The sequence below is a fragment of the Limnospira platensis NIES-39 genome, assembly GCF_026000695.1.
Taxonomy (GTDB): domain Bacteria; phylum Cyanobacteriota; class Cyanobacteriia; order Cyanobacteriales; family Microcoleaceae; genus Limnospira; species Limnospira platensis.
The window spans coordinates 3,851,322-3,876,406 of sequence record NZ_AP026945.1 but is presented as its reverse complement, the minus strand read 5'-3'; the positions used below and the strand labels follow the sequence as shown (position 1 = coordinate 3,876,406).

Sequence of the window (25,085 nt, the reverse complement as noted above, 5' to 3'; positions counted from 1 at the left end):
TAGGTAACACACATCTACCCCACCTTTTATATAGTAATTTAGATGTTAGTCTGGCATAGTTTCAGCAATAATTTTAGCAAACATCTTGACAAGAGCAGCATTATATGTATTCCCCGACTGCGCTACAGCAGGTTGATACTGTTGTACTGGCTGTCCTGGTGGCGACATATTTTGATACTGTTGTATCTGCTGTATCTGTTGTATTTGTTCCCGCAGTTTTTGAACTTCTGACTTGGACTCTTCCAATTCCTTCTGCTGTTGCTGTAGTTGAGACTGCGACTCTTCCAATTCCTTCTGCTGTTGCTGTAGTTGAGACTGCGAACCCTCTAACTCTTCCTTAGTTTTATGTAACTCAAATGTAGCCTGTTCAAGTTCCACCTGTACTTCATCTAATTGGAAGTTAGCCATTTCTAGTTCTTCTCTGGTATCATGTAACTCCGAGCGAGACTTATCAAGTTCCTGTTGAGTTTCCGTCTGTTTATTCTGTGCATTTTTAAGCTGGTCTTGAACCTCCTTAACTTTGGTTTCCAGTTTCTTCCCTTCAGACTGGGAGTTTTCCAACTCCTTCTGCTTCTGCTGAAAATCCGATTGAGATTTTTCCAGGTCTTTCCGAGTCTGCTGTAGTTGAGACTGGGAGTTTTCCAACTCTTTCTGCTTCTGCTGAAAATCCGATTGAGATTTTTCCAGGTCTTTCTGAGTCTGCTGTAGTTGAGACTGGGAGTTTTCTAACTCCTTCTGCTTCTGCTGAAAATCCGATTGAGATTTTTCCAGGTCTTTCTGAGTCTGCTGTAGTTGAGACTGGGAGTTTTCCAACTCTTTCTGCTTCTGCTGAAAATCCGATTGAGATTTTTCCAGGTCTTTCTGAGTCTGCTGTAGTTGAGACTGGGAGTTTTCTAACTCCTTCTGCTTCTGCTGAAAATCCGATTGAGATTTTTCCAGGTCTTTCTGAGTCTGCTGTAGTTGAGACTGGGAGCTTTCCAGCTCCTTCTGCTTCTGCTGAAAATCTGATTGAGATTTTTCCAGGTCTTTCTGAGTCTGCTGTAGTTGAGACTGGGAGTTTTCTAACTCCTTCTGCTTCTGCTGAAAATCCGATTGAGATTTTTCCAGGTCTTTCTGAGTCTGCTGTAGTTGAGACTGGGAGTTTTCCAGCTCCTTCTGCTTCTGCTGAAAATCTGATTGAGATTTTTCGAGGTCTTTCCGAGTCTGCTGTAGTTGAGACTGGGAGTTTTCCAACTCTTTCTGCTTCTGCTGAAAATCCGATTGAGATTTTTCGAGGTCTTTCCGAGTCTGCTGTAGTCGTGTATGGTATTGTTCTAATTCTGCTAATATTTGGTCTCGTTGATATTGAGACTGTTGTAACTCAGTCTGAGTTCGCTCTAATTGAGACTGAGACTGCTCTAATTGAGTCTGACTCTGTTTGAATTGAGAATAAGATTTCTCTAAATCAGCTAATATTTGGTCTCTTATCCCCTTGGACTCTTCTAACTCTTCCTGACTTTGTTCGAGTTGTGAATGAAGATTTTTGCATTCAACGCGAGTCTGCTGTAGTTGAGACTGAGAGTTTTCCAACTCTTTCTGCTTCTGCTGAAAATCCGATTGAGATTTTTCGAGGTCTTTCCGAGTCTGCTGTAGTTGAGACTGGGAGTTTTCTAACTCTTTGTGCTTCTGCTGATAATCAGATTGAGATTTTCCGAGGTCTTTCTGATGTTGTTGTAGTTGATATTTTAAAAGTTCCTGTTCGGATTCTAATTCTTGGAGTCGAGATAGAGTTATTTTGAGTTCGGTCGGTTTCGGTTCCGCGGGGGGGTGGAGGCGAATATTTGCAGCAATTTCGGGAGTAAGTATCGAGGTATTGATGAGGTTGTTGTGAATATAAACAACTTCATACCGAGAGGGATGATAAGGAGTTGCTTGGGCTATGGGGGTGAAATAATGTTCATTGAGAAAGGCGTTAACTTGCTCAAGAGTTGCGCCACGTTCAAATAGTTGATGTTGGCTTGTCGTGGTGTAAATAGCATCAAGATGTTGGAGGATTTCGGAGGCTCCTGTTAAGGCGAGAAGTTCGGCTCCTTGGATGTCTAAATATAGTATATTAAAGTCTTCTGGGAGTAGATTAAGTTCAGCTAAAATAGTGTCAATAGTGCGGGTATCAACGGGGATTTGCTGAGTTTCGCTGAGGTTAGGATAAAGTTTTTTGTATTGTGTTAGTGGTAAAATAGAACTGTTGGATTCGATGTTGGTAACGTGGAGAGTGGCTTCACTATTTTGGTCAGCGATCGCCATGTGAACTGTCTGAATATTAGGTCGATCGCCTACAGCCATTTTTAACCGTTCACAGGTGACAGGATTCGCTTCTATTAGCAATATTTGAGCATTAGTAAACTTGGCAAAACGTTTGAGCGATCGCCCTTCTCCAGCTCCCACATAGATAATACCACGAGGTTTAACTTTATGGTCGAGAAAAATTTGTGATAAGTTAAGTTTCATAGATATCGAAATAAACTAATTTTAGATCATATTTAACTCTATTTACCAAGCCATAAATCCGCCAAACATTGGCTAGTATATATAGCAGTCATTAGGAGTTATAATTTCGGGGGTTATCCCCAAGGATTACAGTGAGGTTGAATCTGCTAAATAGGGGAGCGATCGCTCTCAGATATACCACTTAATAATAAGTCACCAATCACCATAAATATTCTAGTGAGTTTAATTGTCGTAATTGTTTGCACCATGAACTAAGCGGATAATTAGGTAATTACCAAGCCTCAAAATCCTGAGTAAATTGAGACAAATACAACAAACGGATGGGGGGATATTCAGCCACCAAACGTCTCTCTATGGGAGTATTGTAACCCCAGTCAGCCAAAAACAGTGTAACCTGTTGTAGGTCTGGTTGACCTTGTACAGACAACAAAGTTTTCATTCTGTCCTCAACAAACCAGATCAGCGGACTAGGATCAGAAAGAGTCATGAGATCCCGTAGAGTTTGGTGCTTAGGCTGTTTGTGTCCCTTACCAAAAATGATTCCCGGGTCGAGAATAATTCCCTGTTGTCCGAGAAGCGATCGCACAAATCGTTCTTCCTTAGTGGTAATTATGCGTAATTGTATCATGTCCTGCTCAAGAATAACCCGAAGGCGATCGCATACACCCGGATAAAAGCGATGTAAAGCCAACCACCCTGGTAGGTCTGTAGCGATCCACTGATCACGAATTTGATCAAGTCGAGAGCCAAGAACTTCCGGTGACAAATGTTCTTGTTCGAGCAGTTGACGTGATATACTATGCCAATCGCTGAGAATCTGAGATTCAGCCCACCCCAAAATCAGAGCCCTGATCAAAAGAGGCATTTCCCAGCCCGTTTCAATCACAGGTCTAGTGCGGTAGAATCTAGGGGGTAAATCATCCGGGGGGGTAGACTCAGGAGGCGACCAAACTTCGAGATATGTACGCCAAGCCGTCTGAAAATACTCCAGCAAGCCATCACAGAGAACACCATCAAAGTCCAAGGCGAGAAGATTGGGTTTATCTGGCATGGTTTTTAGTATGTTGTAGGGCAGTTTACCGAAATTATGGAATTGTTGTGATAGTTTTAGTTTAACATCTAACCAGGTGTGTTGATTAACCCTTTGGGAATTGTCTTTGTGGTTTATGGCTCCAACTCAGAGTTAAAAAATCCCGTAACGCCGCCTCCAAACCCGGACTTACCCCTTAGCCAAGAGTGGCGGATACAAGATCCCCAACTACTGAGGATAGCCCGACGGGTGTATCATGCTTATTCAGAAGTACACGCGAAACGAATGCGCCGTCCGTCTGGTGTAGCCATTAATTCCCGCAGCTATCGGAGTTTACTGCTTTTCTCCCCCAAACCCATTTTGCTTCCGGGAGAATGTTTTATCCCCTTTGAGCAGATAGAATTAGAGTTATTTTAGCCCCAGGCTAGGAAGCGGGCGTGAAACCCCGGTGAAAGGTGAAAGTCTAATGGATATTTTAGTTGATCTGCCGGCTTACTTGATTATATTTGCCCTAGGCGCTTCCATAGGTAGCTTTTTAAATGTCATTGTGTATCGAGTCCCGGCTGGTCTGTCGGTGTGGTATCCTCCCTCACGATGTCCCCATTGTCATACCCGTTTAGGTTTAAGTGAAAATGTGCCGGTTTTGGGGTGGTTGTGGTTGCGGGGTAAATGTCGCCATTGCCATGCACCGATATCTATGCGCTATCCTTTAGTAGAAGGGTTAATGGGTCTATTGTTTTTGCTGGTATATGTAACCATCATGCCAGGAACTATAGTACAACTGTTTGGCTTGTGGGCGTTATTAGCTTGGTTGGTGGCATTATCTCTAATTGATATAGATACCTTAATCCTTCCTAACCCTCTCACCCAGTCAGGTTTAGTGGTGGGGTTGTGTTTTCAAGGCTTACTGGGATTAAAAACGGCTGGGGTGATAGACCAGTTAATGGTGGGTGTTTTGGGGGCGGTGCTAGGATTATGGTTATTTGAAGCGATCGCCTTTTTGGGGTCCATGGCTTTTGGACAAACGGCTATGGGGGCGGGAGATGCTAAATTAGCCGCCCTTATGGGGGCTTGGTTAGGGTGGAAGATGCTATTGGTCGCAAGTTTCATCGCCTGTGGTTTAGGAGCCTTTATCGGCGCAGGAGCCATGGCTGTGGGCATATTAGACCGCCGCCAACCCATGCCATTTGGTCCTTTTTTAGCGATCGCTGCTGGTATAACTGCCCTGTGGGGTGAGATAATAGTATCTATGTATATGGAGTTATTTTTCCCAGTTATCTGAGGTAAAGTGCATCAAGCTTTGTGCCTATCCTAGAGATAGAAATGATCGTGTCTTGGATTACACTAAAAACCACTGCTATGCGCTGGGAAGCCGAGTTAATGCAACAGGTCCTCAGCTCCCATGATATTCCAGCACGGGTAATTAGCCTAGGAGTTGGGTCATATATGGGGGTGGGGGGTCCAGCTAAGTTGCAAGTACCATCGGAACATTTGTGGACAGCACTACTGCTGCTGAGTCCGGTGGACGAAGAGCCAGAGGAGCATGATTTAATCTCAAATTAGGTTAATATTTTAGGGCAATACGGTATAATAAGATAAGAAGCGAGAAGAGTTGAGGATAAACCTATTGCCAGATATGTCAAACCCAAGGAAGCGGCCTAAATCCTTGGAGTCCATGAAAGAACACTCCGCAGATGGGACGAAAATGGCTCAATCGAGACCATCAGAACCCCGGCTGGGCAACGACGATACAACGTTGAGTCATATACTGCTGCCAAATCAGGCAGTGACAAACGCAAAGTCGTTATCTATGCCAGAGCTAGTAGCCGCGCCCAGCAGTCCGACCTCAAGCGACAGGTGGCCGCACTGTCCAACCTCTACCCCGAAGCAGAAGTCGTCTCCGAAATCGGAGGCGGGCTCAACTTCAAGGGAAAGAAAATGCTGGCCTTACTGGGACAAGTCTTGTCAGGAGATGTCGGCATGGTTGTCGTTGCCCACCCAGACCGATTGGCCAGATGGGGATTTGACTTGTTTCGATGGCTCTGTGAGCAAAACAGGTGCTCACTCATGGTTCTCAACGAGACAAGTCTCAGTCGAGAACCAGAAATGGTTGAGGACATTCTCGCCATCCTCGACTGCTTCAGTTCCCGATTATACGGACGGAGTCAATACAAAACTCAGGTCAAAGAAGATCCGGATTTACCCCAGCCCCGAGCTAAATCAAGTCTGGCGTAAATGGCTGGCCGCTTGTCGGTATTGCTACAACCAAGCAATTGCATTATCCCGGAGTGGTAAACGACTAAGCAAACTGAAATTACGCAACGAAGTGATGCAGAGTGACTTACCCGAATGGGTCAAAGAAACACCCTGCCATATTCGGCAAAATGCCATCTTTGATGCCTATCAGGCTTTGACCGCCAGTCCTGATGCAAGGTTTAGAAGTTGTCGTGACAGCTCTCAAGGGATGAAGTTCAATAATACTAATTTCTCTTCAGGGAGTTGGTATCCAAGACTCACGAAAGGATTAACTTTCATGGTTTCCGAAGCTATCCCTAAAACTTGCGGGCAAGGGACTCAGTTGGTGTTTACCAAAGGTCGATGGTTGGCGATTTTCCCTGAACCAGTTGCCGTTACCCCAACTGAAGCGAATGGCGTAATTGCATTAGACCCGGGCGTCCGAACTTTTATGACCGGGTTTGATGGTTCACGATTTCTGGAATTGGGCTCCGGAGATATAGGACGCATTACTCGGTTATGTCAACATTTGGATGATTTGATGAGCCGAATCGCCAAGGAACCCTGTCGTTCAAGAAGGCGACGGATGAGGCAAGCGGCTCAACGAATGAGAACCAAAATCCGCAATCTAGTTGATGAAGCCCACAAACAAATTGCTCACTACTTGACTAATGACTACAGCATAATTTTTCTGCCCACCTTCGAGACTTCCAACATGGTTGCCAAAGCCAAGCGGAAAATCAAATCCAAGACTGCCCGCGCCATGCTGACATGGGCGCATTATCGATTCAAACTAACCCTGAGACATCAAGCCGAGATAACTCGAACCACAGTTGTAGATGTGACGGAAGAATACACCAGCAAAACCTGTACTCACTGTGGTCATGTCCATTCCCAGCTAGGTGGCTCAAAAGTGTTCCGATGTCCTGAGTGTGGGTTCACTCTACCCAGGGACTGGAACGGTGCTTTTGGAATCTTTCTAAAAGCTTTGCGGGATACCGCCTCTGTTACCTTAACGGGTAATAGTGCTATCGTAGCATTGTCAGGCAATAGCCGGATAAATGTCGCGTAAATGTATCAGGCTCAATAATCTCCTCAATCAAACATCAGAACGTATTTTAATTAATGTCTCTATTTGACTGGTTTGCAAATCGACAAAAATCAGTTCCCATTAGTCCCGAACGCCAAGAGCGAGAAATTGCCGATGGTTTGTGGGTCAAATGTGAAAAATGCGGTGCATTAACTTACACCAAAGACTTACAGGCGAATCTTATGGTGTGTCTGCAATGTGACCATCACATGAGGGTCTACAGTGACGATCGCATTAAACAACTGATTGATGAAAATACCTGGCAGCCCATTGCTGCTAATCTGTGTTCAGTAGATCCCCTGAATTTTCGCGATCGCAAACCCTACAGCGATCGTCTGCGAGAATACCGGGAGAAAACAGGTCAAATTGATGCTGTCCAAACGGGGACGGGTTTATTGAATGGGGAATCGATCGCCCTTGGGGTGATGGATTTTCAATTTATGGGGGGTAGTATGGGTTCGGTGGTGGGAGAAAAACTCACCCGGATGATCGAATATGGGACTGAGCATCAATACCCGGTAGTGATTATCTGTGCTTCCGGGGGGGCTAGAATGCAGGAGGGAATGTTAAGCCTGATGCAAATGGCCAAAATCTCGGCAGCTTTGGAACGACATCGAGAGCAAAAACTTTTGTATATCCCTGTACTGACAAATCCTACTACTGGAGGGGTGACGGCTAGTTTTGCGATGCTCGGTGATCTGATTCTAGCTGAACCCCAGGCAACTATTGGTTTTGCGGGTCGTCGGGTGATTGAGCAAACCTTGCGAGAAAAACTACCTGATGATTTTCAAACTTCTGAATATCTGATGGCTCATGGGTTTATTGATGCGATCGTCCCTCGCACTCAGCTTAAAAAAACCCTCACCCAATTGATTAAGCTGCACCGACCACCACAGCCTACCGGAAGACCTTTTGTAAAATTGTCGGACTCTAACCCTAAGTCCCTCAGCCATGTCCATCGTTCTGAGGAAACCCAACAGCATCGATAATCTCTAAATCAGTGATTTGATAGTACCCACTACTGCATATAATTGGTGGGTGATGCCGGTTTTGACTAATTGTCATCGGTTTTTGCTCATTTGTCTAGGGCCCAAATGGCCTCGGACTACCATTTGGCGATCGCACAAGTGCTTAATCAGATAGTAGATCCAACGATTGACAAAGATCATTTAACACAGGACTATTGAGATCAGACTTCTGAGACAGAATCGCTAAAAACCAGGATCACAACTGCTCAAGATTGCCGATTGAGTTGTTGCTGTAGTGCGTTCTATAATCATCTAAAAGTTAAGGAGAACCATGCTAAAAAGGTACATTTGGTTGGCTGTTGCCACTGTATTCTTCACCTTTCAAATGTGGGTGGGTAATGCAAACGCTTTGGAATTGACTGAAGAATTGAGAACCTTTCCCATCAATGCTCAAGGCGATACTGCTGTCTTGAGTCTCAAAGAAATCAAAAAAGGCCAACAAGTATTTAACGCCGCCTGCGCTCAGTGTCATGCGCTGGGTGTGACTAAAACCAACCCTGATGTTAACTTGAGTCCTGAAGCCCTGGCTTTGGCTACTCCCCCCCGCGATAACATTGCAGCCTTGGTTGATTATATCAAAAATCCCACCACCTATGATGGCTTCGTCGAGATATCCGAACTGCATCCTAGCTTGAAAAGTTCAGACATTTTTCCCAAGATGAGAAACATCTCCGAAGATGATCTGTATAATGTAGCGGGTTACATTCTCTTACAACCCAAGGTTCGCGGTGAACAGTGGGGTGGTGGTAAATACCTCCGTTAATCTTTCAGATTGAAAGATTGACCTAACTAGATTTCTGACTTTAGGTTTTGGTTTTTGGTGGCTACTAAGAAGGGTTACTAAATACTCTGAAATTGTAACCACTAAAGTCCGCGAATTATCTAGGATAATCAGCGGAGCTAAAATCTAAAGTCTCCGATTTAACTGCTGATATTAAATACCTCAAATTTCCATGTTTCGTAACCGTTTTTTGCGCTCTCTACTGCTCTTATTTATCACCAATATAGTAGGATGCCTGATTTTTAGTTTCCCGGTTCAAGCTCAAAATGTTGACCCTTATGTGTTAAGATATCTGACTGATGAACCTGTGGAAATACAGAGCGATCGCCAAGGGGGAACCCAGACCTTTTCTGTAGAAGATCTATCAGCGGGAAAAGTGTTGTTTACTGATAGTTGTTTAAACTGTCACGCTGGTGGTGTAACTATTCCTTATCCGACGGTTTCCCTGTCTCTGGAAGACCTGAAAGGAGCCACACCTCCGAGGGATACTATCAAAGATTTAGTGGCTTATATGAGGCATCCCGTCAGCTATGATGGTAGTGATACTAACTACTGGTGTCGGGAAATTCCCGAAAATTGGCTTTCGGATGCAGAAATTGATAACTTAGCGGCTTTTATCTTACAATCAGCCATTAAAGCACCTGGTTGGGCTAAAAACTAAAAAAATCGGGTAATTATAGCCAATTACCCAACCCTAGTCAGGGGGTGATTCAATTAGTTGGGAGTAGCTAAATATCACCCTTACAGCGGGTTAAATAAATCTGAGCGACCTTATCTTGGGGGTTCTGTTCTAAACAGGATTCAAAAAGTGCGATCGCCTCAGAAATCTCGCCTAAATAATAGTGTAATAATCCTCGCTCAAACATAGTTTTTGTGGCTTGTTTTCCCGCGCGCAAGTCGGGGGGGTCAGCATCAAAGACCTCAAACACAGAAACCATTTCTAACTTCCCCTTAACCTGAACATGATCAATAAGACGGATACCATACTCATTAATATGGTTAAGTCGGACAAATGTATAGTGAGAGATTAATAGAGATACGCCGTAATTTTTAGTTAATCCTTCCAAACGGGAAGCCAAATTAACCGCATCACCAATTACAGTACCATCCATGCGCGATTTTCCCCCCACAGTTCCTAACATCAATTTTCCGGTATTAATACCAATACCAATTTCAATAGGGGGACGATAGGTAGGTTTTGTGGGGTCGGTACGCCGTCGAGTTTTGTTGTATTCTGCTAGTAGGTCAAGCATTCTAATTCCGGCTCGCAGAGCATCATCGGCGCTGTGGCTAAAGAGGGCCATAATTTCATCACCAATGTACTTATCAACAAAGCCTCGATATTCGGCGATCGCTGGTTCTACATGGGACAAATAAGCATTAATAAACTTAAAATTATCCTCTGGGGTCATTTGTTCCGAGAGGCTAGTAAAATCGCGGATATCAGCAAATAAAACCGACATTTCCTGTTGAACATTATCCCCCAGTTGAACATCAACAATGCTATCTTTACCGAGATATTGTAGAAATTGGTGAGGAACAAAGCGGAAAAAGGACTGGTTGAGTTCAAATAATTCGGAGGTAAAACGTTCTAGTTCAGCTTCAGCGCGTTTACGTTCAGTGATATCTTCTACAAACCCTTGATAATAGAGAATATCACCATTTTCATCATTGACAATTCTGGCACTTTCGGAAATCCAAATAATCTCACCATCACGATTATAAACCTGAGATTCAAACTTAGATATTTCCAGGCGCTCATGCAAAGTTTCTAATAATTCATCCCAACGATTAGGTTCAACATATAACTGTTTCTGGACATCAGTTATAGAAGACATCAGTTCCTTGGGGGATTCATAGCCATAAATCTTAGCCAAAGTGGGATTAGCATTAATAAACTTTCCATCAGGGGAAATTTGAAAAATCCCTTCCAGAGCATTCTCAAAGATACTGCGATATTTGCGTTCAGTCTTACCCAAAGACTCAATCAAATTGGCTTGGTCTTGGGTAAGTAATTCTAAGGCGCGGTTCATCTCCTGAAGCTGAAAGTTTTGGTCAGCGAGTTGCTTTTGTTGTTGGAAACTGTTAATAGCTTCAGTAATGGTTAAACTCAAATCTTCATTTTCCCAAGGCTTAGAAATATAGCGATAAAGTTTAGCATATTGAATAGCATTAAATACCCCATCAATATCAGCATGACCCGTGAGCATAATATTCATAGTATGGGGGGATAAATGATGAATAACTTTTAATACTTCATCTCCCCGCAAACCCGGCATCATATAATCAGAAATGACTACCGCCAATTCTTCCCCAGCTTCTATCAATTCTTGAGCTAATTTAATTCCTTCATTGCCACTACCAGCAAATTCAAATCGATATTTTCCGCCCAATGTTCTCCGAAGCAGTCGCCTCAGAGTGTCCAAAATCATAGGTTCATCATCGACACAGAGAATAACTGGTTTGGTCATTAGTCAATAAGGAAACGGGGGAAAATTAAAAAGTGTGCTGATGATTAGGAGCGACCATCTCTGTTTTCCTTGTTTTAGGTCAGGATAGCTGCTTTTTGTACACCCCAAACACACTTTACACCCTACAGCCTCAACTGTTATTGTGCCATTTCCTCAAGTTCATGGATACGCTGTAAGGCATCCTGATGAGAATCTGAACGTCCCAGTTGTTGATAAAGTTCTGCGGCTTGGCGAAAATCAGCTAAGGCTTCCTCAAATTCTTGGCGACGGATATGGCTGAGGGCACGATTATAATAGGCATCAGCAAAACCGGGATTAAGTTCGATCGCCCTAGTGTAGTCAAGAACGGGATTGGGGCCACGGGTCGGTTCATTAAGCACCAATAGTGTCCGCGCCAATCCCAAATTAAAATAGGTTTCCGGGGAATTAGGATTCAATTCTAGGGCTCGGTTAAAATCAGCGATCGCCTCCCACGCATAACCGCGATCCAACCAACTCAACCCCCGAAAGTAATAGGTTTCGGCATTTTGGGGAGTATCCAACGACACAGGAGAGGCTTCTAGGGCTTCCCAATCCATTTGTAAATCACTAGGATTTAACTGGGCTTGTGATAGTTGTTCGAGAAACAAATTAATGGGAACGGCGGCATTAAACCCAGTTTTAATGGGGGTAACATCTCCAGAACGAGTTTGAGCAAATCCAAACTCCCCTTGGCCGTGTAAACCCACCACACGGCCTTGAGAATCAAATACCGGACCCCCACTCATACCACTCCAAGTAACAGCCTGATACCGCAAATTATAGCCTTCTGGGCGATTTTTAGGGCGACTGGTGACCAATCCGGGGGAGAGTTCTGGTTCCCGTGCCGCGCCGGTTAACCCCCCAGTAGCCGGATAAGCATAGACATAAATCTGAACCCCAATCACTACCTGTTCAGAATCGCCTAAAGTGGCGATCGGGTATTCCTGGTTACTTTCAAATCTTACTACTGCTAAATCGGGTTCATCACCTGTAGTTTGCAGTCTAGTCACACTGGTGACCGGGTGACTTTGACCATCATGGGTGCGGATACTGTAGGCGACATCAGGTGCTTTGACTACATGATTCACCGTCAGCACTGTATAGATATGATCTTGTCTAGCGATAATTACCCCAGAACCGTCTCCCAGGGCGCTATTAATTTGAACTGTAATGGGTGCAGCGATTTCGGCGACTTGCTGGGCGCTTTTAGTGGCTAGGGCGACTTGACAACTTATGACGACGGCGGCAGTTGTTGCCATTCCGGTTAAAATGGCGGTGAGGGAATCAAAGCGAGAAAAACCCAAGTTGAACATGGTTATATCCCTAAAATTTAATTAGTTAGTCTATGGTAATATGACGTAAACTCAATCAAGTTTGTTCGAGGTAGTTACCGGAAACAAAGGGTTAAATTGTACTTTGATAGGGTTCCGGTACAGGGTAGGACTCCCTGCCTACATTTTATCTATGATAGCCTGAGTGAGTCCTTCTAGGGTATATTCTTGGGCTTCAATATCAACCCTTCCTAGGAGAGTTTGGCAGGTCTGGGAGGTCTGGGGACCAATAGAGGCGATCGCCACTCCGGTGACTAAATCTCGCCAGGAATCACCCGCAAAGCCTTCTAGGAGTTTACAGAAATTTTTGACAGTCTTGGAACTGGTAAAGGTGGCAATACTAATTATACCATTTTCTAAGGCTGATTGAACATTCGGATCGATGGTATCTGGACAAGCGGACTCATAGGCGGGAACCTCTACTACTTCCGCACCAGCTTGGGTTAATTCCTTAACTAATATCTCCCGACCTCCGGTTTCCACTCTGGGAAATAATAGACGTTTTCCGCTAACTGATTCGGGGAAGTTTTCGACTAGGGAATCAGCGATAAAGTCCGGGGGTATAAAATCAGGATTTAGTCCCCATTGTCGCAAAACCATAGCGGTTTTTTTGCCGACCACAGCAATTTTAGTGCTGGCTAAAATGCGGGTATCTTTACCATTAGCCAAGAGTCTTTCAAAAAAGAATGATACAGCATTAGCAGAGGTTAATAATAGCCAGTCAAAAGGCTTTGATGTATCAGAGAAGGCGATCGCTTGATCAAGGGGTTCCCAAGTAGAAGGAGGTCTGATCATTAGGGTAGGCATTTCTAGGACTTCAGCCCCTTTTTGTTCCAGCAAACTGCGAAACTCGTTTGATTGTTCCGACGAACGGGTGACTAAAATGGTGTGATTAAGTAATGGACTCAGCATAATTCTTGAGTGGTTATGGCGAGGCTGTAGATAGGTTTGCAGTTGCACGACATTCCCCACAACTATGACACTGGGAGATAAGGATTCTCGTGATGTTTTATCTACAATATCATTTAAGGTGCCAACGATTACCTTTTGATTAAAGCGACCGCCATTTTTAATAATCGCTATGGGAGTTTCAGGCGATCGCCCATGTTGTCTAAGTTGGTGTACAATCACAGGTAAATTTCGCGCCGCCATGAGAATAACTAAAGTTTCGAGTTCCGATAAACTCGCCCAATTTAGCGCTTCTGGCTCATGGGCTGTCATGACTGCAAAACACCGACTCATGACTGTATCAGTGACAGGAATACCAGCCAGTAGGGGGGCGGCTAATGCTGAGGAAATACCTGGGACTACCTCAAATTCACACTTAGCAGCAATTAAGGCTTGAATTTCCGCACTAGCGCGACCAAAGATAAATGGATCGCCACCCTTTAGTCGCACCACCAGTTTTCCTTGTTGACAATATTTTACTAATAAACCATTAATTTCGCTTTGGGGCGTACTGACTTGGCTACCTCGCTTTCCCACATATACTTTCAGACAATGGGGCGAAATTAGGGGTATAATTGACTGATCAACTAGGGCATCATAAACTAGGACTTCAGCCTGCTTGACTAATTGATAGGCTTTTACAGTCAAATAAGCTACATTTCCTAATCCTGCCCCTACTAAATAAACTTTTCCGGTTAATTTGGTCATGGTTTCTCTCTACTGCACACCTACTCACCTATAGTGCCCAAAATCTCTGATTCTCTGATTCAATAGTACCATTAGCCGGTTGTCAGACTGTCACAGCGATCGCCATATAGGTTAACACCTTCTGCATAATAATGATTACCACCTCTGAGAGATTATACCTGAACTCTTGGCTAGGGAGGAGTACGAACTGTCAAAATTTTATATTTGCAGGGATTTTTAGTATGAAGTTACCATTTAATTTTGGTGTTTTGACTGCTGGATTTGTTGTGATTTTACTGCTGACTTTTTCCATACTTCAGTGGCTCAATATTCCCAGTGGGAGTTTTTTGGATTGGATTATTGGCGGCATTACTTTTGGGTGGCTATTGTTAATAGTAACTGTGCCTTGGAATATACACTTTGAGGCTAAGGAAGTTCTGGCAGAGGCGGCGGAGTCCGACAAAAAAGGGATTCCGATTGAACCCAGTCAGCGTTCTTATGTGCATAAATTAGTTGGTCGTTCTTTGTGGGCGGCGATCGCCTTACATATAGCTAGTGCGATCGTGCTTTTATGGTTATCATGGGCGGGAATTAGTGTAGTTGGATATATCGGCTCTGTGGCGGCATTATTACTAACCATTTTACGTCCATGTCTCCGAGGTTATCAATACTTAGTAGCCCGTTTATCAATGGTACGTCGGGAGTTTTCTTATCCCCGCGAGGATGTAGTAGAATTGAGGGGTAGAGTAGAATTTATTGAGGCTTCATTAGAGCAAATCCAGAAGAGTCTTGACCCCAATAAATCCAATTCTTGGGCATCTAAACAAAACGAAAAATTGTCTTTTTGTCAAAATGAAATCACCCGTTTAGCTGCCGATATGCAAACTCTCAAAGCCACCAACAAATCCGAACATGAGCGCCTTTCTCGTACCGCTGAAAAAGCGATCGCGCAAATTACAGAAGACAGCCAAATCCTCAATAACGTGAGGGAAATTATCCGATTTTTCAAAGAAGCCTGAGCATGGCTGGAAAATCTTTCACCCATACCCAGCTATAATTGATAATTGTAGGGACGCGCCTGGGCTGTCAATCCTCAACCTTATCAATAAACCCGCCCCACCGTTTCTTTGAGAAACCCGCCTACAATTAATTGCGTTTGGTTATTGTTTATGGGTCTTCTCGCTTCTGTGTCCGTGTCTTGGTCTTGGGGGAGTTCTCCTGCTTCTGTTTCTGGTCTGGCTCCTTTTCCTGGGTCGGTTGTGTTATGGGCTTCTGGGGCTGGTGCGTCCTTCGTGGGTGTGCGTCCTTCTTCCCGGTCCTTCTCTCGCTGGGTTGGTGTGGTCTGGTTTTCCTCTCGTCGGGCGGCTGTCTCCTTCGGGCGTGCGGTGTCTTCCGAGGCTTTTGGCGGCGGGGTGGTCACTGTTCGTCCGTGTCGGTGTTGGTGGGTGGTCTCGGTCCCCGTGTTTGTCGGATCTGTTGAGAGTGGTCGGTTTGGTCGGGGCTTACCTCTGTCGGTGTGGGCGCTGTAGGGTGCGTGACATCCAAAACTATCAGGAAAACCAACCAACTCTGGGGTTCAGTGACGCACGGGGGAGGGTGGGTTGGCGATCGTATTTCCCCAGTAGTATTAAATTTTTCCCCCCTACCCGCCTCTTTCAGGTAGTCAGTTTGTTGGGTTTCACGCTCGTTTCACACCACCATTAGTTGAGTAGGTTGGGTGGAGGTAACGAAACCCAACGCCACCATCTCTAAATGATGTTGGGTTTCGCTGCATTTCACCCAACCCACAAAGTTTAGTCGTAGCGATGATTGCTTGATGTAATTATTCTCATCTTTTGCCCCCTTCACATCTGTACAATCACCAACCTCATAAAAATACTAGCACTGTGATATACTTTTATCGGTATGTCAGCACATTCTCTGATCGGCAGTTTTGGGTTGGCTCAGGTCTGAACTATAATGCGATTTCAGTTATCTTCCCAAAAATTATCTACTCAAGCCTTACAATGGCGCTATTTTAGCTTGTCTTGTGTCTCTTCTCCCCTTGTCGGTGCTTATTTATTAGGACATACTTCTGCTAGTTTTGGGTGGAAATGCCTGATTTTATCAGCGACGGGTATTCCTTGTCCTACCTGTGGGATGACTCGCGCTTTTGTAGAAATTGCTAGGGGGAACCTCAGAGAATCTCTCTCCTATCATGGATTGGGAATCTGCGTTTTTGTGGGTTTTTTATTGATGACTATTCATTTATGTATTGAAATTTTAACCCGTCGTTATTTGTCTAGTTCCTTGCATGATTGGTTATTCAACCATAAGATGGGGTTGGTAGGATGGTTTCTGATCGTCTTATTGGGTTATCATGGAATTCGTTTGGCTGTTTTCCTCACAACCGGGTAACTCACCCTAAACCTGGCTTTCATATAACCTGGGTAATATCACAAATAATTACTGAATGTAAACAAAAATTAAACAAATATAAATTAATTCTATAATTTTCCTGATATCCTCCCAATTGGGGCTAGTCTAAAAGAAAACTAGCTAGGGGTCAAGACAGATGTCAGAACCTACATTACAGGAAGCCAATAGTAAGAAAATTGCTGCTGGAGTTTTGGGGATTCTTTTGGGTGGATTGGGGATTCACAAGTTCGTTTTAGGATATAGTACAGAGGGGTTAATTATGCTGTTGTCAACCCTATTCACTTGTGGAGTAGCAGCAGTAGTTGTAGGGGTTATTGGTTTGATAGAAGGAATCATTTATTTGACTAAAAGTGATGAAGAGTTTTTGCAGACTTATATGCTCAATAAAAAAGGATGGTTTTAACCCCTAATAATGGTCAAATTAAAACATCAGTATAATATGATTATTACTGTTTTTTCCTGGTTATATTTCAGGAACTTTATCAAAAATGTTGATTAAGAGAAAGACGATTTTATTAACTGGATTGACAGGAATCAGCCTCCTGTACTTTATAACTTTTTCCAGTTTTTCGTTTCCGGTATGGATGCGCGGTAATCTTGCCTTAATTCCCTTACAGGTGTTGGCTATTTTATACGTTATATACTGGAATAATCGACACTAAAATTGGGGACGGGTAAAATCAGGATACCTAAAAAGCAATATCAGGGATGATGGGTAAAGGTTTGGGAAAAGAAGCAATACGGGCTGCTCCCCAGGGCGATCGCATTTCCCCAGTAGTATTAAATCTTTCCCCCATACCCGCCTCTTTTCGGTAGTCAGTTTGTTGGGTTTCACTGCGTTTCACCCAACCTACAAAGTTTAGCAGTCCGCCCTTGGTTGCCACCTGACACCACCATCTCTAAATGATGTTGGGTTTCACTCTTGTTCACCCAACCTACAAAGTTTAGCACTCTAATTATTTTCTTTACTCGAACATTCTTTCATAAACTAAGCGTGAAATAATTGGAAAAAATTCCCAATCCTCTCCATAAGCAGCCCCATCGCCAAAGACTGATATAATATAGGCTCTATTTTTAGACCTATGATGAATTAAAGCGACTTCGAGCCGAGAATCATTAGTCCACCCGACTTTTGAATAAAAATCAATCTTTTGTCGATTTTGATAAATTCCTTTTCCTAAAAAACCATCCACTGAATCATATTCCTCGGGCTTCCACACTTGAGGATTTAAATCTATTTTAAGCAGTGACATTATTTGCATTGATGCGGTTTCAGAAACAGCTTGATAAGTAGCAATTTCATACATTAATCTAGACGCATGTCGAGCCGTCATTTGATTACGAATTGGAGGCTGATTATCACCACGCATACGCAGATCCCATCCTTGAGGATAATTCATTCCCAAATAGGGGATTGGAAAATTTTTCTGACTGATATTTATTCCTGAATATCCTGATTTTTGAAAGAAATAATTGACAGAAGAGCGTTTATTTAGCCAAGTTTGGTAGTCTTCTGTATGGGAAATAGATGTGGTATCAGTGATAAAATCTACAATTCGGCTAGCTGCTTCATTATCAGATTTTTGGATAAGTTTACAAATAGTAGTAACACATCCCATTTGTGGTAAATCAATTGGTTGAGGAGGAATGTTGCGCTCTGCTTGTAAGGAATAATACGCGACTAACCAAAACAATTTCGGGATACTGGCAGGATAACGAAAAACATCAGCTTGATAAGTGCCTTCAGTTTGTTGATTTAAATCAATCAAGTGTATAGATAAAGAATTAGTTGCAAGACCTCGCATTCTGGCAGTATAAACAACTTCATTAACAATCTTTTGTAAATTATCATTTGGCTTAAAGTGAGTAGGATTAGTGACATTATAAACCCAATTGGGGTTAATACCTTCTCTTGATTCCAGTCTAGAAGTTATATTTAAATCTACAGAATCTGGAGATAAATCTATACTATTAGGTGGCTCTCTAAAAATTGTATTATCTAAATAGCGATCATCATTTAATGAAGGTTTAGGAGGAAATACAAAGTACAAAATAGCTGCGCCACTTAGTCCTAAAACTAAACTCACTGACACAACAATTGTAGTCCAAGCTAACCTTGATAAATGCTTTTTATTCGGGTAATTATTAGTCGCTAAATAGGCACGTCTCAATCCTTGACGTTCACCCTGATTTTTATGATTATTTTTGAAAAAATATTTATGCACAGCCATGATGTATTTAATCAACTTTTTGATACCAGGATATTTTTAACTGATTATTTTCTTTTTTTATGGTATATCGATATCTGGATGTACTGAAATAAGCATTATTGGGGTCGGGTTTGCCGTTGCGATATAATGTGCCATCTTCTGTAACTATCAGCTCTATTGTTGCATTGTTTTCATCTGATTCAAAACGCTCTACAGAATCAACGCGCTGAATTCCATACTGATAATAAGCATTATTATTTTGTAGCCAAGTTATGGGGCCATCGGCTTTAACTAAATCAGTGAGTAATGCACCTGTGGTTAAATTACGGGCAGCATCTCGACTATAAGGAGGTGCAAAAATTTGGGATTTAGACTGAAGCCATTGTTTAACTAATGCAACCGCTTTTTCTTCTGTAATAGATGGTATTGCTTGTACAGCAGGCTTTGGTGGCTGAGATTCTGCTTCTGATTCCGATTGCGATGGTGTCTGGCTTGCAGAAGCTGTAGTTGTCGGCTGAACCTCAACGGCTATAGGATTGTCTATTGCATTATCAGCAACACTATTCCAAAATCTTGAGAAAAAAAGTCCAACAATAATGCAACTGCCAATTATTCCACCCGTTAATACTGCTTTAGCCCATTCTGGCATTGTTGATGGATTTTGTAATGCTGTCGGACTCATAGACTGAGCTGGAGAAAGAATAGTAGCTGCTTGACCTACGGGAACAGAAGAAACAATTGTTGGAGGTTGCTGGTTGGGATTGCTAGAAATTATTGTAGCTGTAGGTTGCCCAGTCCGGGAAACAGAAGTACCTGTATGAGATGTGAAATTCAGCGCAGCTCGCATTTCGCCAGCCGTCGAAAAACGCTTGTCTGGATGAGATTGAATAGCTTGTTCAATGGCGTTAGCAAAACTTGGTGTAATTGTCGGGACTTCAGAGCGCCAAAGGAGATTTCCGCTAAGAGGATCTGTTGAAAATTCTTGGGGAACTTTTCCAGTTAGGCAGAAAATGGCAGTCAATCCTAAAGCGTATAAATCACTGCTGTATATAGGGCGACCTATAGCTTGTTCACTAGCCATGAACCCCGGTGTACCAACAACCACCGATCGCGTCGGATTTCCAGAGTGACTCAGTACGGTTCCCATCGTCTCTTTGACGGCACCGAAATCGAGCAATACGGGTTCTAAATTGCTCGATCGCAGCATAATATTGTCAGGTTTAATGTCGCGATGAACAATTTGCTTACTGTGAACATATTCCAGAACAGACAGTAAGCTGACTAACATAGCTCGGACAGAGCTTTCACGCATTGATCCGTGGCGATGAACGTAGTCCGTTAAGGTTTGACCTTCGATCCACTCTTGAACCAGATAAAATAAGTCATTTTCACGAAAATAGGCGTAGAGGGTTGGAATTTGTTGATGAGCCGTTCCCAGTTCCTCTAAAATAGCAGCTTCTCGTTGAAACCGATCTTGTACTAATTGATAAATATCAGGATTATCCGTAACAGGCTTTAGTTGTTTAATGACGCACCTTCGCCCGGATGGCATTTGAGTATCTTCAGCCAGAAATGTTTCTCCAAAACCGCCAGAACCTAAAGGCTGAATGATTTGATAGCGGTGGTTTAATAAAGAATGGTCAGCCATAGTAATTCCTTAACCAGTTCATTCTAAGTACGAACTGTCTTTATTGCTTATACCTATTTATTCCAACAATAACACGCTTAACTCTGAAACTCAAGCCAAGAAATATAAATTTTCTTTTAAGTTTTAACGGATTGACCTTGAAAAAATTTAACATAAAAAACTTAATAGCATAGTTTTCATAACCCATGAGCCATAGTCTACCTAAAACCCAGCTTGAAACATCTTCCGATCCATATCTGGAACTGACAAACCAGACCCAAACCATCAAATTTCCACTAAAAAAGGCTCAACTGATACTTGGTAGGGCTACTGATGCAGATTTAAAGACTCCCGAAGACTGGTTAGCAATTTCTCGTTACCAGGCTACTTTAACTCGCCACGGCGATGAATATGAGATTTACGACGGTATCACCAAAAATGGTACTCGCCAACCCAGTCGAAATGGACTGCTTGTTGAGCAACGCCGGGTAGGGGTTGTGGAATATTATCAATTATTCGACGGGGCTGAGTTGCAAATTGGTCAAGATCCTATGACTCTCATTCGTCTGAAATACCATAATCCCCAAAACCCTAAATTCATTGTCTCTAGCACCACGAGAAATCAATCAATTAGTATCAAAAACCGTTCGATTATGCTAGGTCGCGACCCATCTTGTAACTTGGTTCTTGATTCTCCTGTGGTTTCCAGAAAGCACGTTGTCATTGACAAGGTTGATGGTGGGTACTACCAGTTATTTGACTACAGTACAAATGGTGTTTTCGTCAACGAACAGAAAGTCAATCAATCCATGCGGCTTCCCGATGGTTGCACAATTCGCATCGGTTCATTTATTTTGGTGTTGAGTGGCGATCGCCTCACCCTTCAAGACCGGGGGGATAAATTGCGTCTTGATGCTTGGGAAGTTACCCGCATTGTTTCCAAACATTCCCGAAACAGCCAAACTTTGCTCAATTGTGTTTCAATTCCACTCGAACCCGGTCAACTGATTGCAATTGTTGGCGGAAGTGGAACGGGAAAATCAACTCTTTTGAAGACACTGCTAGGTATTCAACCTCTTTCTGGAGGATATGTTTATTTAAACGGCTCAGACCTGCAACAAAATTTTAATATCTACCGTACCCAAATTGGCTATGTACCTCAAGAAGATATCGTACATAGAAATCTGACGGTTGATCGGGTTCTCACTTTTGCTGCTCAATTACGTCTTCCCCCTGATACAAATATTGAGGCAGTTATTCAAAAAACTCTGACTGAAATTGAACTTTTAGATCGACGGCATACCCTAATTAGCCAACTAAGTGGTGGTCAATTGAAGCGAGTCAGCATTGGCGTTGAACTTTTAGCAGACCCCAAGTTATTTTTCCTCGACGAACCCACATCAGGACTCGATCCAGGATTAGACAAAAAAATGATGCAACTTCTGCGAAAGTTAGCTCACTCAGAAAATCGAACTGTAGCTCTTGTTACCCATGCGACTGCCAATATCACTTTGTGCGATCGCGTTGCCTTTATGGGAAGGGGAGGAAATCTCTGTTACTTCGGACCCCCTAGCGAAGCTCCTAGTTTTTTTAATGTAGGACGGGATGACTTTGCTGAAATTTATAATGAACTGGAAAAGTCTCCAGAAGAAAATCAAGGCTGCTCCATCGAAGATTATTGCCACCAGTGGAATACTCGATTTAAACAGCATACTGACTACCAAAAATATGTCCTAGACGCTCTGATTGTTCCCGGTAAAATTAATGCCAATTCTCCTGAAATCAATCAAGCCAATCAAAGGACGACAAAATTAAAAGATAAACCAAAACAGGTTAAGCCTTCTCCTCTGAGGCAAATAAGGGTACTTTTACAACGAGACATCCAATTAGTTTTAGCCGACCGATTTAACTTGGGATTGTCATTGCTAACTGCTCCCATTGGAATTGCCTTGATTACTTTGGCTATCCGCGAGCAAGAACCCCTGACTCTTGGTGACGGTTCCGATCCGACCCTGGCTCCTTTAGCTTTGCGGGTTCTATTTGTATTTACCTGTGCAGCTATTTGGGTCGGGTTGTCAGGATCATTGCAAACGATTATCCGAGAAGCAGCTATTTATGCCCGCGAACGTCTTGTTAACTTGGGTTTGTTTCCTTACCTGGGATCCAAAATTATGGTTTTATGCTTTTTAGGATTAGCACAAACATTGTTAATGGCTGCGGTTGTGCTGCTGGGTTTTAAATCTCCAGAACCCACATTAATGCCTTGGATTATTGGACTCAGTATAACCACCTTTCTAACCTTAGTTACAAGTGGTTGTTTGGGTTTAGCAGTTTCCTGTTTTGTTCATAATGAGACTCAAGCTAATACAGCCCTTCCTCTATTGTTACTTCCTCAAATTATTTTTTCGGGAGTATTGTTCAAAATGGAAGGAATAGGAAAAATTATTTCTTGGTTGATGTTAAGTCGTTGGTCGGTGGGGGCTTATGGGGCTTTAGTCGATGTCAATGCTATGGTGCCGGAACCGATGAAAGCTCCCGACGGGAGCATTATTCCTCAACCTTTTGAGGTGACACCTGTTTACGATCCAACCTGGTCGAATTTGAGTTTAAACTGGTTTTTACTTGGATTGCACGCGATTGTTTATTTGACATTGGCATTGTGGAAACAAAAGCAGAAAGATATTTTTTAATCTCTCCACAGTCATTGCGTGAATGCCACATCAAATGAGAGTATAGCATTTTGAATCTATGAAACTATACTCCCATCTGCTCTTGGGAAAAGGAACCACGCAGATTATGAGATGCTTCCAATAGAAGTTGCCATCCGACTTCGATATATAATAATTTCACCTTTGTACTGTATGGGAGAAGAAATCCTCAAAATTTTCAACTTTCTTCATAAAGCAGTAACTTCAACCGTTTCAGCAGTCCCTCAATTTCAGAACGTTTTTGAGGGGATAGCCTAGCCTTTGAACGTCGGAATTGTTTCGCCAGGTCGGATATCTCGGTTTCCAATTGGTCTGGCAGTTCTGATACTTTGCTTTCCCTCACCAATTTCTGCACCTGTCTCAAGGTCAATTTTTGAGCGATCGCCTTTTCCAGCAGCGCCAACCTTTCCTCCTCGGACTTTAACTTGGCTATTTCCTTCGCTTTGGTGTAATCAATATCGCCCTCACCCAGAGCTTTCAGAATTTCCGGTGGCAGTTTCAACAGTGGTAATTGATTGCTCACGAATGAATCCCACGACATTCGACCCAGAGAGTCAAATGTGGATTTGACAATTTCGGCTTCCGATGTACCCATAGCGCTATGGGTAGTTACTTTTTTCTTAGCGTCGTTTTTCATTCGGTGCAGTAGCGATCGCACCTTTTCCACTGAGTCATTTAAGTTGATAGCCAACAGACGCAAAATCGCCTCAGTTTCCTCAATCGGGTTCAAATCCTCCCGCTGGATATTCTCGGTCAAAGCGCACTGCAAAGCCTCAGCATCGCTCATCTCCTTAACTTGAGCCGGTACGGTCTCAAGTCCCACAATTTGAGCCGCTCGATAGCGACGCTCCCCCGCCACTAACTCGTACTTACCCTTATCAATCGGTCGCACAATCAAATCCTGCAGGATGCCACTGCTTTTAATACTGGCAGCCAGTTTATTGATGCTTTGCTCAGAAAAATACTTTCTCGGTTGCACTTTCGAGATCACGATTTGCTTGATGGGAATTTGACGACGATCGCCAAATTTTCTGATTTGATAGTTTGGTAGAGTTTTCATCGGTCCTTTAGCAGTGAAGTGGTTTTTGGGTTTCCCTAAAATAGTTATCGGATCGAAGCGAGAAATTTACGCAATTTAGCACCCGAGTTTCCAGTCACTCTCGCCTTCCCACCCATCAAGGAAAAATGACTAGACAGGCGATCGCACTTTCCCCAAGTTGAGTAGGTTGGGTTTCGTTACCTCAACCCAACGCCACTATATCTAACTGCTGCCTTTCACCCAACCTACATGGCTGATATTTTACCTTGACAAATACCCGGATTTGACCTACACTATAACAATGGTAAATTGTGGCACCATATATATGGCTTTGACAGTGGCAAAACCCAAAGCCACGGTTTTAATTTAAGAAGTCCGAGAAAATCAGGCGATCGCCTTTTCACCGGTGACTTTTCTGTTGGAGAGTGCGATCGCATTTCCCGCCGCCTTTCTTGGGGAGAAGTGCGATCGCCTTTTCACCGGTGACTTTTTTGGGAAAGAGAGCGATCGCCTTTTCACCGGTGGCAGTTTTGGGAATGCTCCGCTTAGTGGGTGGGGTGTCTGAGAGAGAGCGATCGCATATCGTTTGGGACGGATTATATGACTATCCCGCCGCCTTGTGGTTAAGTAAAACCTTGTGCAGTTTGGGAAGGCGATCGCTTTTCGGGTGAGGTAAAGAAACCGGTAATTTCCCCGCCGCCTTGTGGTTAAGTGAAACCTTGTGCAGTTTGGGAAGGCGATCGCCTTTCGGGTGGTTGTGCAGTTTGGGAAGGCGATCGCTTTTCGGGTAGTTGTGCAGTTTGGGAAGTTAGGTGATCGCTTTTCGGGTGGAGAGCGATCGCTTTGTCACCGGCACCTTCCTGTTGAAACTGTTGTTTGCTTTTATGTTCACAATAGTTCACAATAGTTCACAATAAACTTGACGCATAAAAATTCATTTGCCATACTAAATATACTTTGAATAATTAAAAGCC

Annotated in this window: 25 protein-coding genes; 14 read left to right on the top strand and 11 right to left on the bottom strand. The window is 43.2% G+C overall.

The annotated features are described in order from the left end of the window. Positions 1-45: 45 nt before the first annotated feature. Positions 46-2,487: an FkbM family methyltransferase gene (locus tag N39L_RS18970; protein WP_014276065.1), complete on the bottom strand. Its 2,442-nt coding sequence runs from the start codon at positions 2,485-2,487 to the stop codon at positions 46-48. A 271-nt stretch (positions 2,488-2,758) separates the two neighbouring features. Next, positions 2,759-3,538 (bottom strand): HAD family hydrolase, encoded by a 780-nt coding sequence (locus tag N39L_RS18965; protein WP_014276064.1) that lies wholly within the window; start codon positions 3,536-3,538, stop codon positions 2,759-2,761. A 78-nt stretch (positions 3,539-3,616) separates the two neighbouring features. Here N39L_RS18965 and N39L_RS18960 point away from each other — a divergent pair, with 78 nt between their 5' ends. The 8 genes from N39L_RS18960 to psbV2 all read left to right on the top strand — a co-directional run bounded on the left by N39L_RS18960 (position 3,617) and on the right by psbV2 (position 9,312). Beyond that, the gene (locus N39L_RS18960; protein WP_006616367.1) at positions 3,617-3,934 is read left to right on the top strand and encodes a hypothetical protein; all 318 of its coding nucleotides are present in this window, start codon (positions 3,617-3,619) and stop codon (positions 3,932-3,934) included. A gap of 49 nt (positions 3,935-3,983) precedes the next feature. Further along, a complete protein-coding gene (locus tag N39L_RS18955; protein ID WP_014276063.1) occupies positions 3,984-4,799 on the top strand; it encodes a prepilin peptidase in 816 nt (271 codons plus the stop codon). 41 nt (positions 4,800-4,840) lie between these two features. Further along, a complete protein-coding gene (locus N39L_RS18950; protein ID WP_006616365.1) occupies positions 4,841-5,080 on the top strand; it encodes a hypothetical protein in 240 nt (79 codons plus the stop codon). 99 nt (positions 5,081-5,179) lie between these two features. Beyond that, positions 5,180-5,752 carry an IS607 family transposase gene (locus N39L_RS18945; protein ID WP_126277588.1) on the top strand — a complete coding sequence of 191 codons (573 nt, stop codon included), beginning with the start codon at positions 5,180-5,182 and terminating at the stop codon, positions 5,750-5,752. Continuing rightward, positions 5,709-6,824 carry an RNA-guided endonuclease InsQ/TnpB family protein gene (locus tag N39L_RS18940; protein WP_231852407.1) on the top strand — a complete coding sequence of 372 codons (1,116 nt, stop codon included), beginning with the start codon at positions 5,709-5,711 and terminating at the stop codon, positions 6,822-6,824. The genes N39L_RS18945 and N39L_RS18940 overlap by 44 nt, the downstream gene beginning before the upstream one ends. 53 nt (positions 6,825-6,877) lie before the next feature. Continuing rightward, positions 6,878-7,831, top strand: a complete 954-nt coding sequence (gene accD / locus N39L_RS18935; RefSeq protein ID WP_006616771.1) for an acetyl-CoA carboxylase, carboxyltransferase subunit beta — start codon at positions 6,878-6,880, stop codon at positions 7,829-7,831. A 310-nt stretch (positions 7,832-8,141) separates the two neighbouring features. Next, positions 8,142-8,633, top strand: coding sequence for a photosystem II cytochrome c-550 (psbV, locus tag N39L_RS18930; RefSeq protein WP_006616772.1), 492 nt, complete (start codon positions 8,142-8,144; stop codon positions 8,631-8,633). Between the two features lie 190 nt (positions 8,634-8,823). Further along, a complete protein-coding gene (gene psbV2, locus N39L_RS18925) occupies positions 8,824-9,312 on the top strand; it encodes a photosystem II cytochrome PsbV2 (RefSeq protein ID WP_014276059.1) in 489 nt (162 codons plus the stop codon). Positions 9,313-9,379: 67 nt separating this feature from the next. Here the strand turns inward: psbV2 and N39L_RS18920 are convergent, their stop codons facing one another. The 3 genes from N39L_RS18920 to cobA form a co-directional block, all read right to left on the bottom strand. Then, positions 9,380-11,122 carry a PAS domain S-box protein gene (locus tag N39L_RS18920; protein ID WP_043468414.1) on the bottom strand — a complete coding sequence of 581 codons (1,743 nt, stop codon included), beginning with the start codon at positions 11,120-11,122 and terminating at the stop codon, positions 9,380-9,382. 137 nt (positions 11,123-11,259) lie between these two features. Further along, positions 11,260-12,456, bottom strand: coding sequence for a trypsin-like peptidase domain-containing protein (locus tag N39L_RS18915; protein WP_014276057.1), 1,197 nt, complete (start codon positions 12,454-12,456; stop codon positions 11,260-11,262). A 138-nt stretch (positions 12,457-12,594) separates the two neighbouring features. Then, on the bottom strand, positions 12,595-14,130 hold the full coding sequence (gene cobA / locus N39L_RS18910; protein ID WP_014276056.1) for a uroporphyrinogen-III C-methyltransferase: 1,536 nt from the start codon (positions 14,128-14,130) through the stop codon (positions 12,595-12,597). A gap of 221 nt (positions 14,131-14,351) precedes the next feature. Between cobA and N39L_RS18905 the strand changes: the two genes are divergently transcribed. Continuing rightward, entirely contained in the window at positions 14,352-15,128 is a 777-nt protein-coding gene (locus N39L_RS18905; RefSeq protein ID WP_006616094.1) for a hypothetical protein, read from the top strand. Between the two features lie 83 nt (positions 15,129-15,211). Here the strand turns inward: N39L_RS18905 and N39L_RS18900 are convergent, their stop codons facing one another. Continuing rightward, complete coding sequence (locus N39L_RS18900) at positions 15,212-15,529, bottom strand: hypothetical protein (RefSeq protein ID WP_006616095.1); 318 nt, start codon at positions 15,527-15,529, stop codon at positions 15,212-15,214. Between the two features lie 539 nt (positions 15,530-16,068). Between N39L_RS18900 and N39L_RS18895 the strand changes: the two genes are divergently transcribed. Both N39L_RS18895 and N39L_RS18890 read left to right on the top strand, forming a co-directional pair. Then, positions 16,069-16,506: a DUF2752 domain-containing protein gene (locus N39L_RS18895; RefSeq protein ID WP_006615993.1), complete on the top strand. Its 438-nt coding sequence runs from the start codon at positions 16,069-16,071 to the stop codon at positions 16,504-16,506. 157 nt (positions 16,507-16,663) lie between these two features. After that, entirely contained in the window at positions 16,664-16,930 is a 267-nt protein-coding gene (locus tag N39L_RS18890) for a TM2 domain-containing protein (RefSeq protein ID WP_006615994.1), read from the top strand. A 286-nt stretch (positions 16,931-17,216) separates the two neighbouring features. Here the strand turns inward: N39L_RS18890 and N39L_RS18885 are convergent, their stop codons facing one another. From N39L_RS18885 to N39L_RS18875, 3 genes are all read right to left on the bottom strand, one after another. Next, entirely contained in the window at positions 17,217-17,411 is a 195-nt protein-coding gene (locus N39L_RS18885; RefSeq protein ID WP_043468411.1) for a hypothetical protein, read from the bottom strand. An 81-nt stretch (positions 17,412-17,492) separates the two neighbouring features. Beyond that, the gene (locus N39L_RS18880; RefSeq protein ID WP_231851956.1) at positions 17,493-18,773 is read right to left on the bottom strand and encodes a serine hydrolase; all 1,281 of its coding nucleotides are present in this window, start codon (positions 18,771-18,773) and stop codon (positions 17,493-17,495) included. Then, entirely contained in the window at positions 18,766-20,385 is a 1,620-nt protein-coding gene (locus N39L_RS18875) for a protein kinase domain-containing protein (RefSeq protein ID WP_014276052.1), read from the bottom strand. The genes N39L_RS18880 and N39L_RS18875 overlap by 8 nt, the downstream gene beginning before the upstream one ends. 185 nt (positions 20,386-20,570) lie before the next feature. Here N39L_RS18875 and N39L_RS18870 point away from each other — a divergent pair, with 185 nt between their 5' ends. Next, positions 20,571-23,054 (top strand): FHA domain-containing protein, encoded by a 2,484-nt coding sequence (locus N39L_RS18870; protein WP_014276051.1) that lies wholly within the window; start codon positions 20,571-20,573, stop codon positions 23,052-23,054. Positions 23,055-23,250: 196 nt separating this feature from the next. Here the strand turns inward: N39L_RS18870 and N39L_RS18865 are convergent, their stop codons facing one another. After that, on the bottom strand, positions 23,251-24,132 hold the full coding sequence (locus tag N39L_RS18865; RefSeq protein ID WP_014276050.1) for a ParB/RepB/Spo0J family partition protein: 882 nt from the start codon (positions 24,130-24,132) through the stop codon (positions 23,251-23,253). A gap of 288 nt (positions 24,133-24,420) precedes the next feature. Here N39L_RS18865 and N39L_RS18860 point away from each other — a divergent pair, with 288 nt between their 5' ends. Beyond that, the gene (locus N39L_RS18860) at positions 24,421-24,597 is read left to right on the top strand and encodes a hypothetical protein (protein ID WP_014274741.1); all 177 of its coding nucleotides are present in this window, start codon (positions 24,421-24,423) and stop codon (positions 24,595-24,597) included. Further along, positions 24,537-24,782, top strand: a complete 246-nt coding sequence (locus N39L_RS18855) for a hypothetical protein (protein WP_152553710.1) — start codon at positions 24,537-24,539, stop codon at positions 24,780-24,782. The genes N39L_RS18860 and N39L_RS18855 overlap by 61 nt, the downstream gene beginning before the upstream one ends. A gap of 36 nt (positions 24,783-24,818) precedes the next feature. Here the strand turns inward: N39L_RS18855 and N39L_RS18850 are convergent, their stop codons facing one another. Continuing rightward, positions 24,819-25,013 carry a hypothetical protein gene (locus N39L_RS18850; RefSeq protein ID WP_006616538.1) on the bottom strand — a complete coding sequence of 65 codons (195 nt, stop codon included), beginning with the start codon at positions 25,011-25,013 and terminating at the stop codon, positions 24,819-24,821. Positions 25,014-25,085 lie beyond the last annotated feature (72 nt).

Excerpts from the sequence above, each read along its gene's own strand:
- N39L_RS18970 (WP_014276065.1), bottom strand. The coding sequence starts at position 2,487 with ATGAAACTTAACTTATCACAAATTTTTCTCGACCATAAAGTTAAACCT.
- N39L_RS18965 (WP_014276064.1), bottom strand. The coding sequence starts at position 3,538 with ATGCCAGATAAACCCAATCTTCTCGCCTTGGACTTTGATGGTGTTCTC.
- N39L_RS18955 (WP_014276063.1), top strand. The coding sequence starts at position 3,984 with ATGGATATTTTAGTTGATCTGCCGGCTTACTTGATTATATTTGCCCTA.
- N39L_RS18950 (WP_006616365.1), top strand. The coding sequence starts at position 4,841 with ATGATCGTGTCTTGGATTACACTAAAAACCACTGCTATGCGCTGGGAA.
- accD (WP_006616771.1), top strand. The coding sequence starts at position 6,878 with ATGTCTCTATTTGACTGGTTTGCAAATCGACAAAAATCAGTTCCCATT.
- psbV (WP_006616772.1), top strand. The coding sequence starts at position 8,142 with ATGCTAAAAAGGTACATTTGGTTGGCTGTTGCCACTGTATTCTTCACC.
- psbV2 (WP_014276059.1), top strand. The coding sequence starts at position 8,824 with ATGTTTCGTAACCGTTTTTTGCGCTCTCTACTGCTCTTATTTATCACC.
- N39L_RS18920 (WP_043468414.1), bottom strand. The coding sequence starts at position 11,122 with ATGACCAAACCAGTTATTCTCTGTGTCGATGATGAACCTATGATTTTG.
- N39L_RS18915 (WP_014276057.1), bottom strand. The coding sequence starts at position 12,456 with ATGTTCAACTTGGGTTTTTCTCGCTTTGATTCCCTCACCGCCATTTTA.
- cobA (WP_014276056.1), bottom strand. The coding sequence starts at position 14,130 with ATGACCAAATTAACCGGAAAAGTTTATTTAGTAGGGGCAGGATTAGGA.
- N39L_RS18905 (WP_006616094.1), top strand. The coding sequence starts at position 14,352 with ATGAAGTTACCATTTAATTTTGGTGTTTTGACTGCTGGATTTGTTGTG.
- N39L_RS18895 (WP_006615993.1), top strand. The coding sequence starts at position 16,069 with ATGCGATTTCAGTTATCTTCCCAAAAATTATCTACTCAAGCCTTACAA.
- N39L_RS18890 (WP_006615994.1), top strand. The coding sequence starts at position 16,664 with ATGTCAGAACCTACATTACAGGAAGCCAATAGTAAGAAAATTGCTGCT.
- N39L_RS18875 (WP_014276052.1), bottom strand. The coding sequence starts at position 20,385 with ATGGCTGACCATTCTTTATTAAACCACCGCTATCAAATCATTCAGCCT.
- N39L_RS18870 (WP_014276051.1), top strand. The coding sequence starts at position 20,571 with ATGAGCCATAGTCTACCTAAAACCCAGCTTGAAACATCTTCCGATCCA.
- N39L_RS18865 (WP_014276050.1), bottom strand. The coding sequence starts at position 24,132 with ATGAAAACTCTACCAAACTATCAAATCAGAAAATTTGGCGATCGTCGT.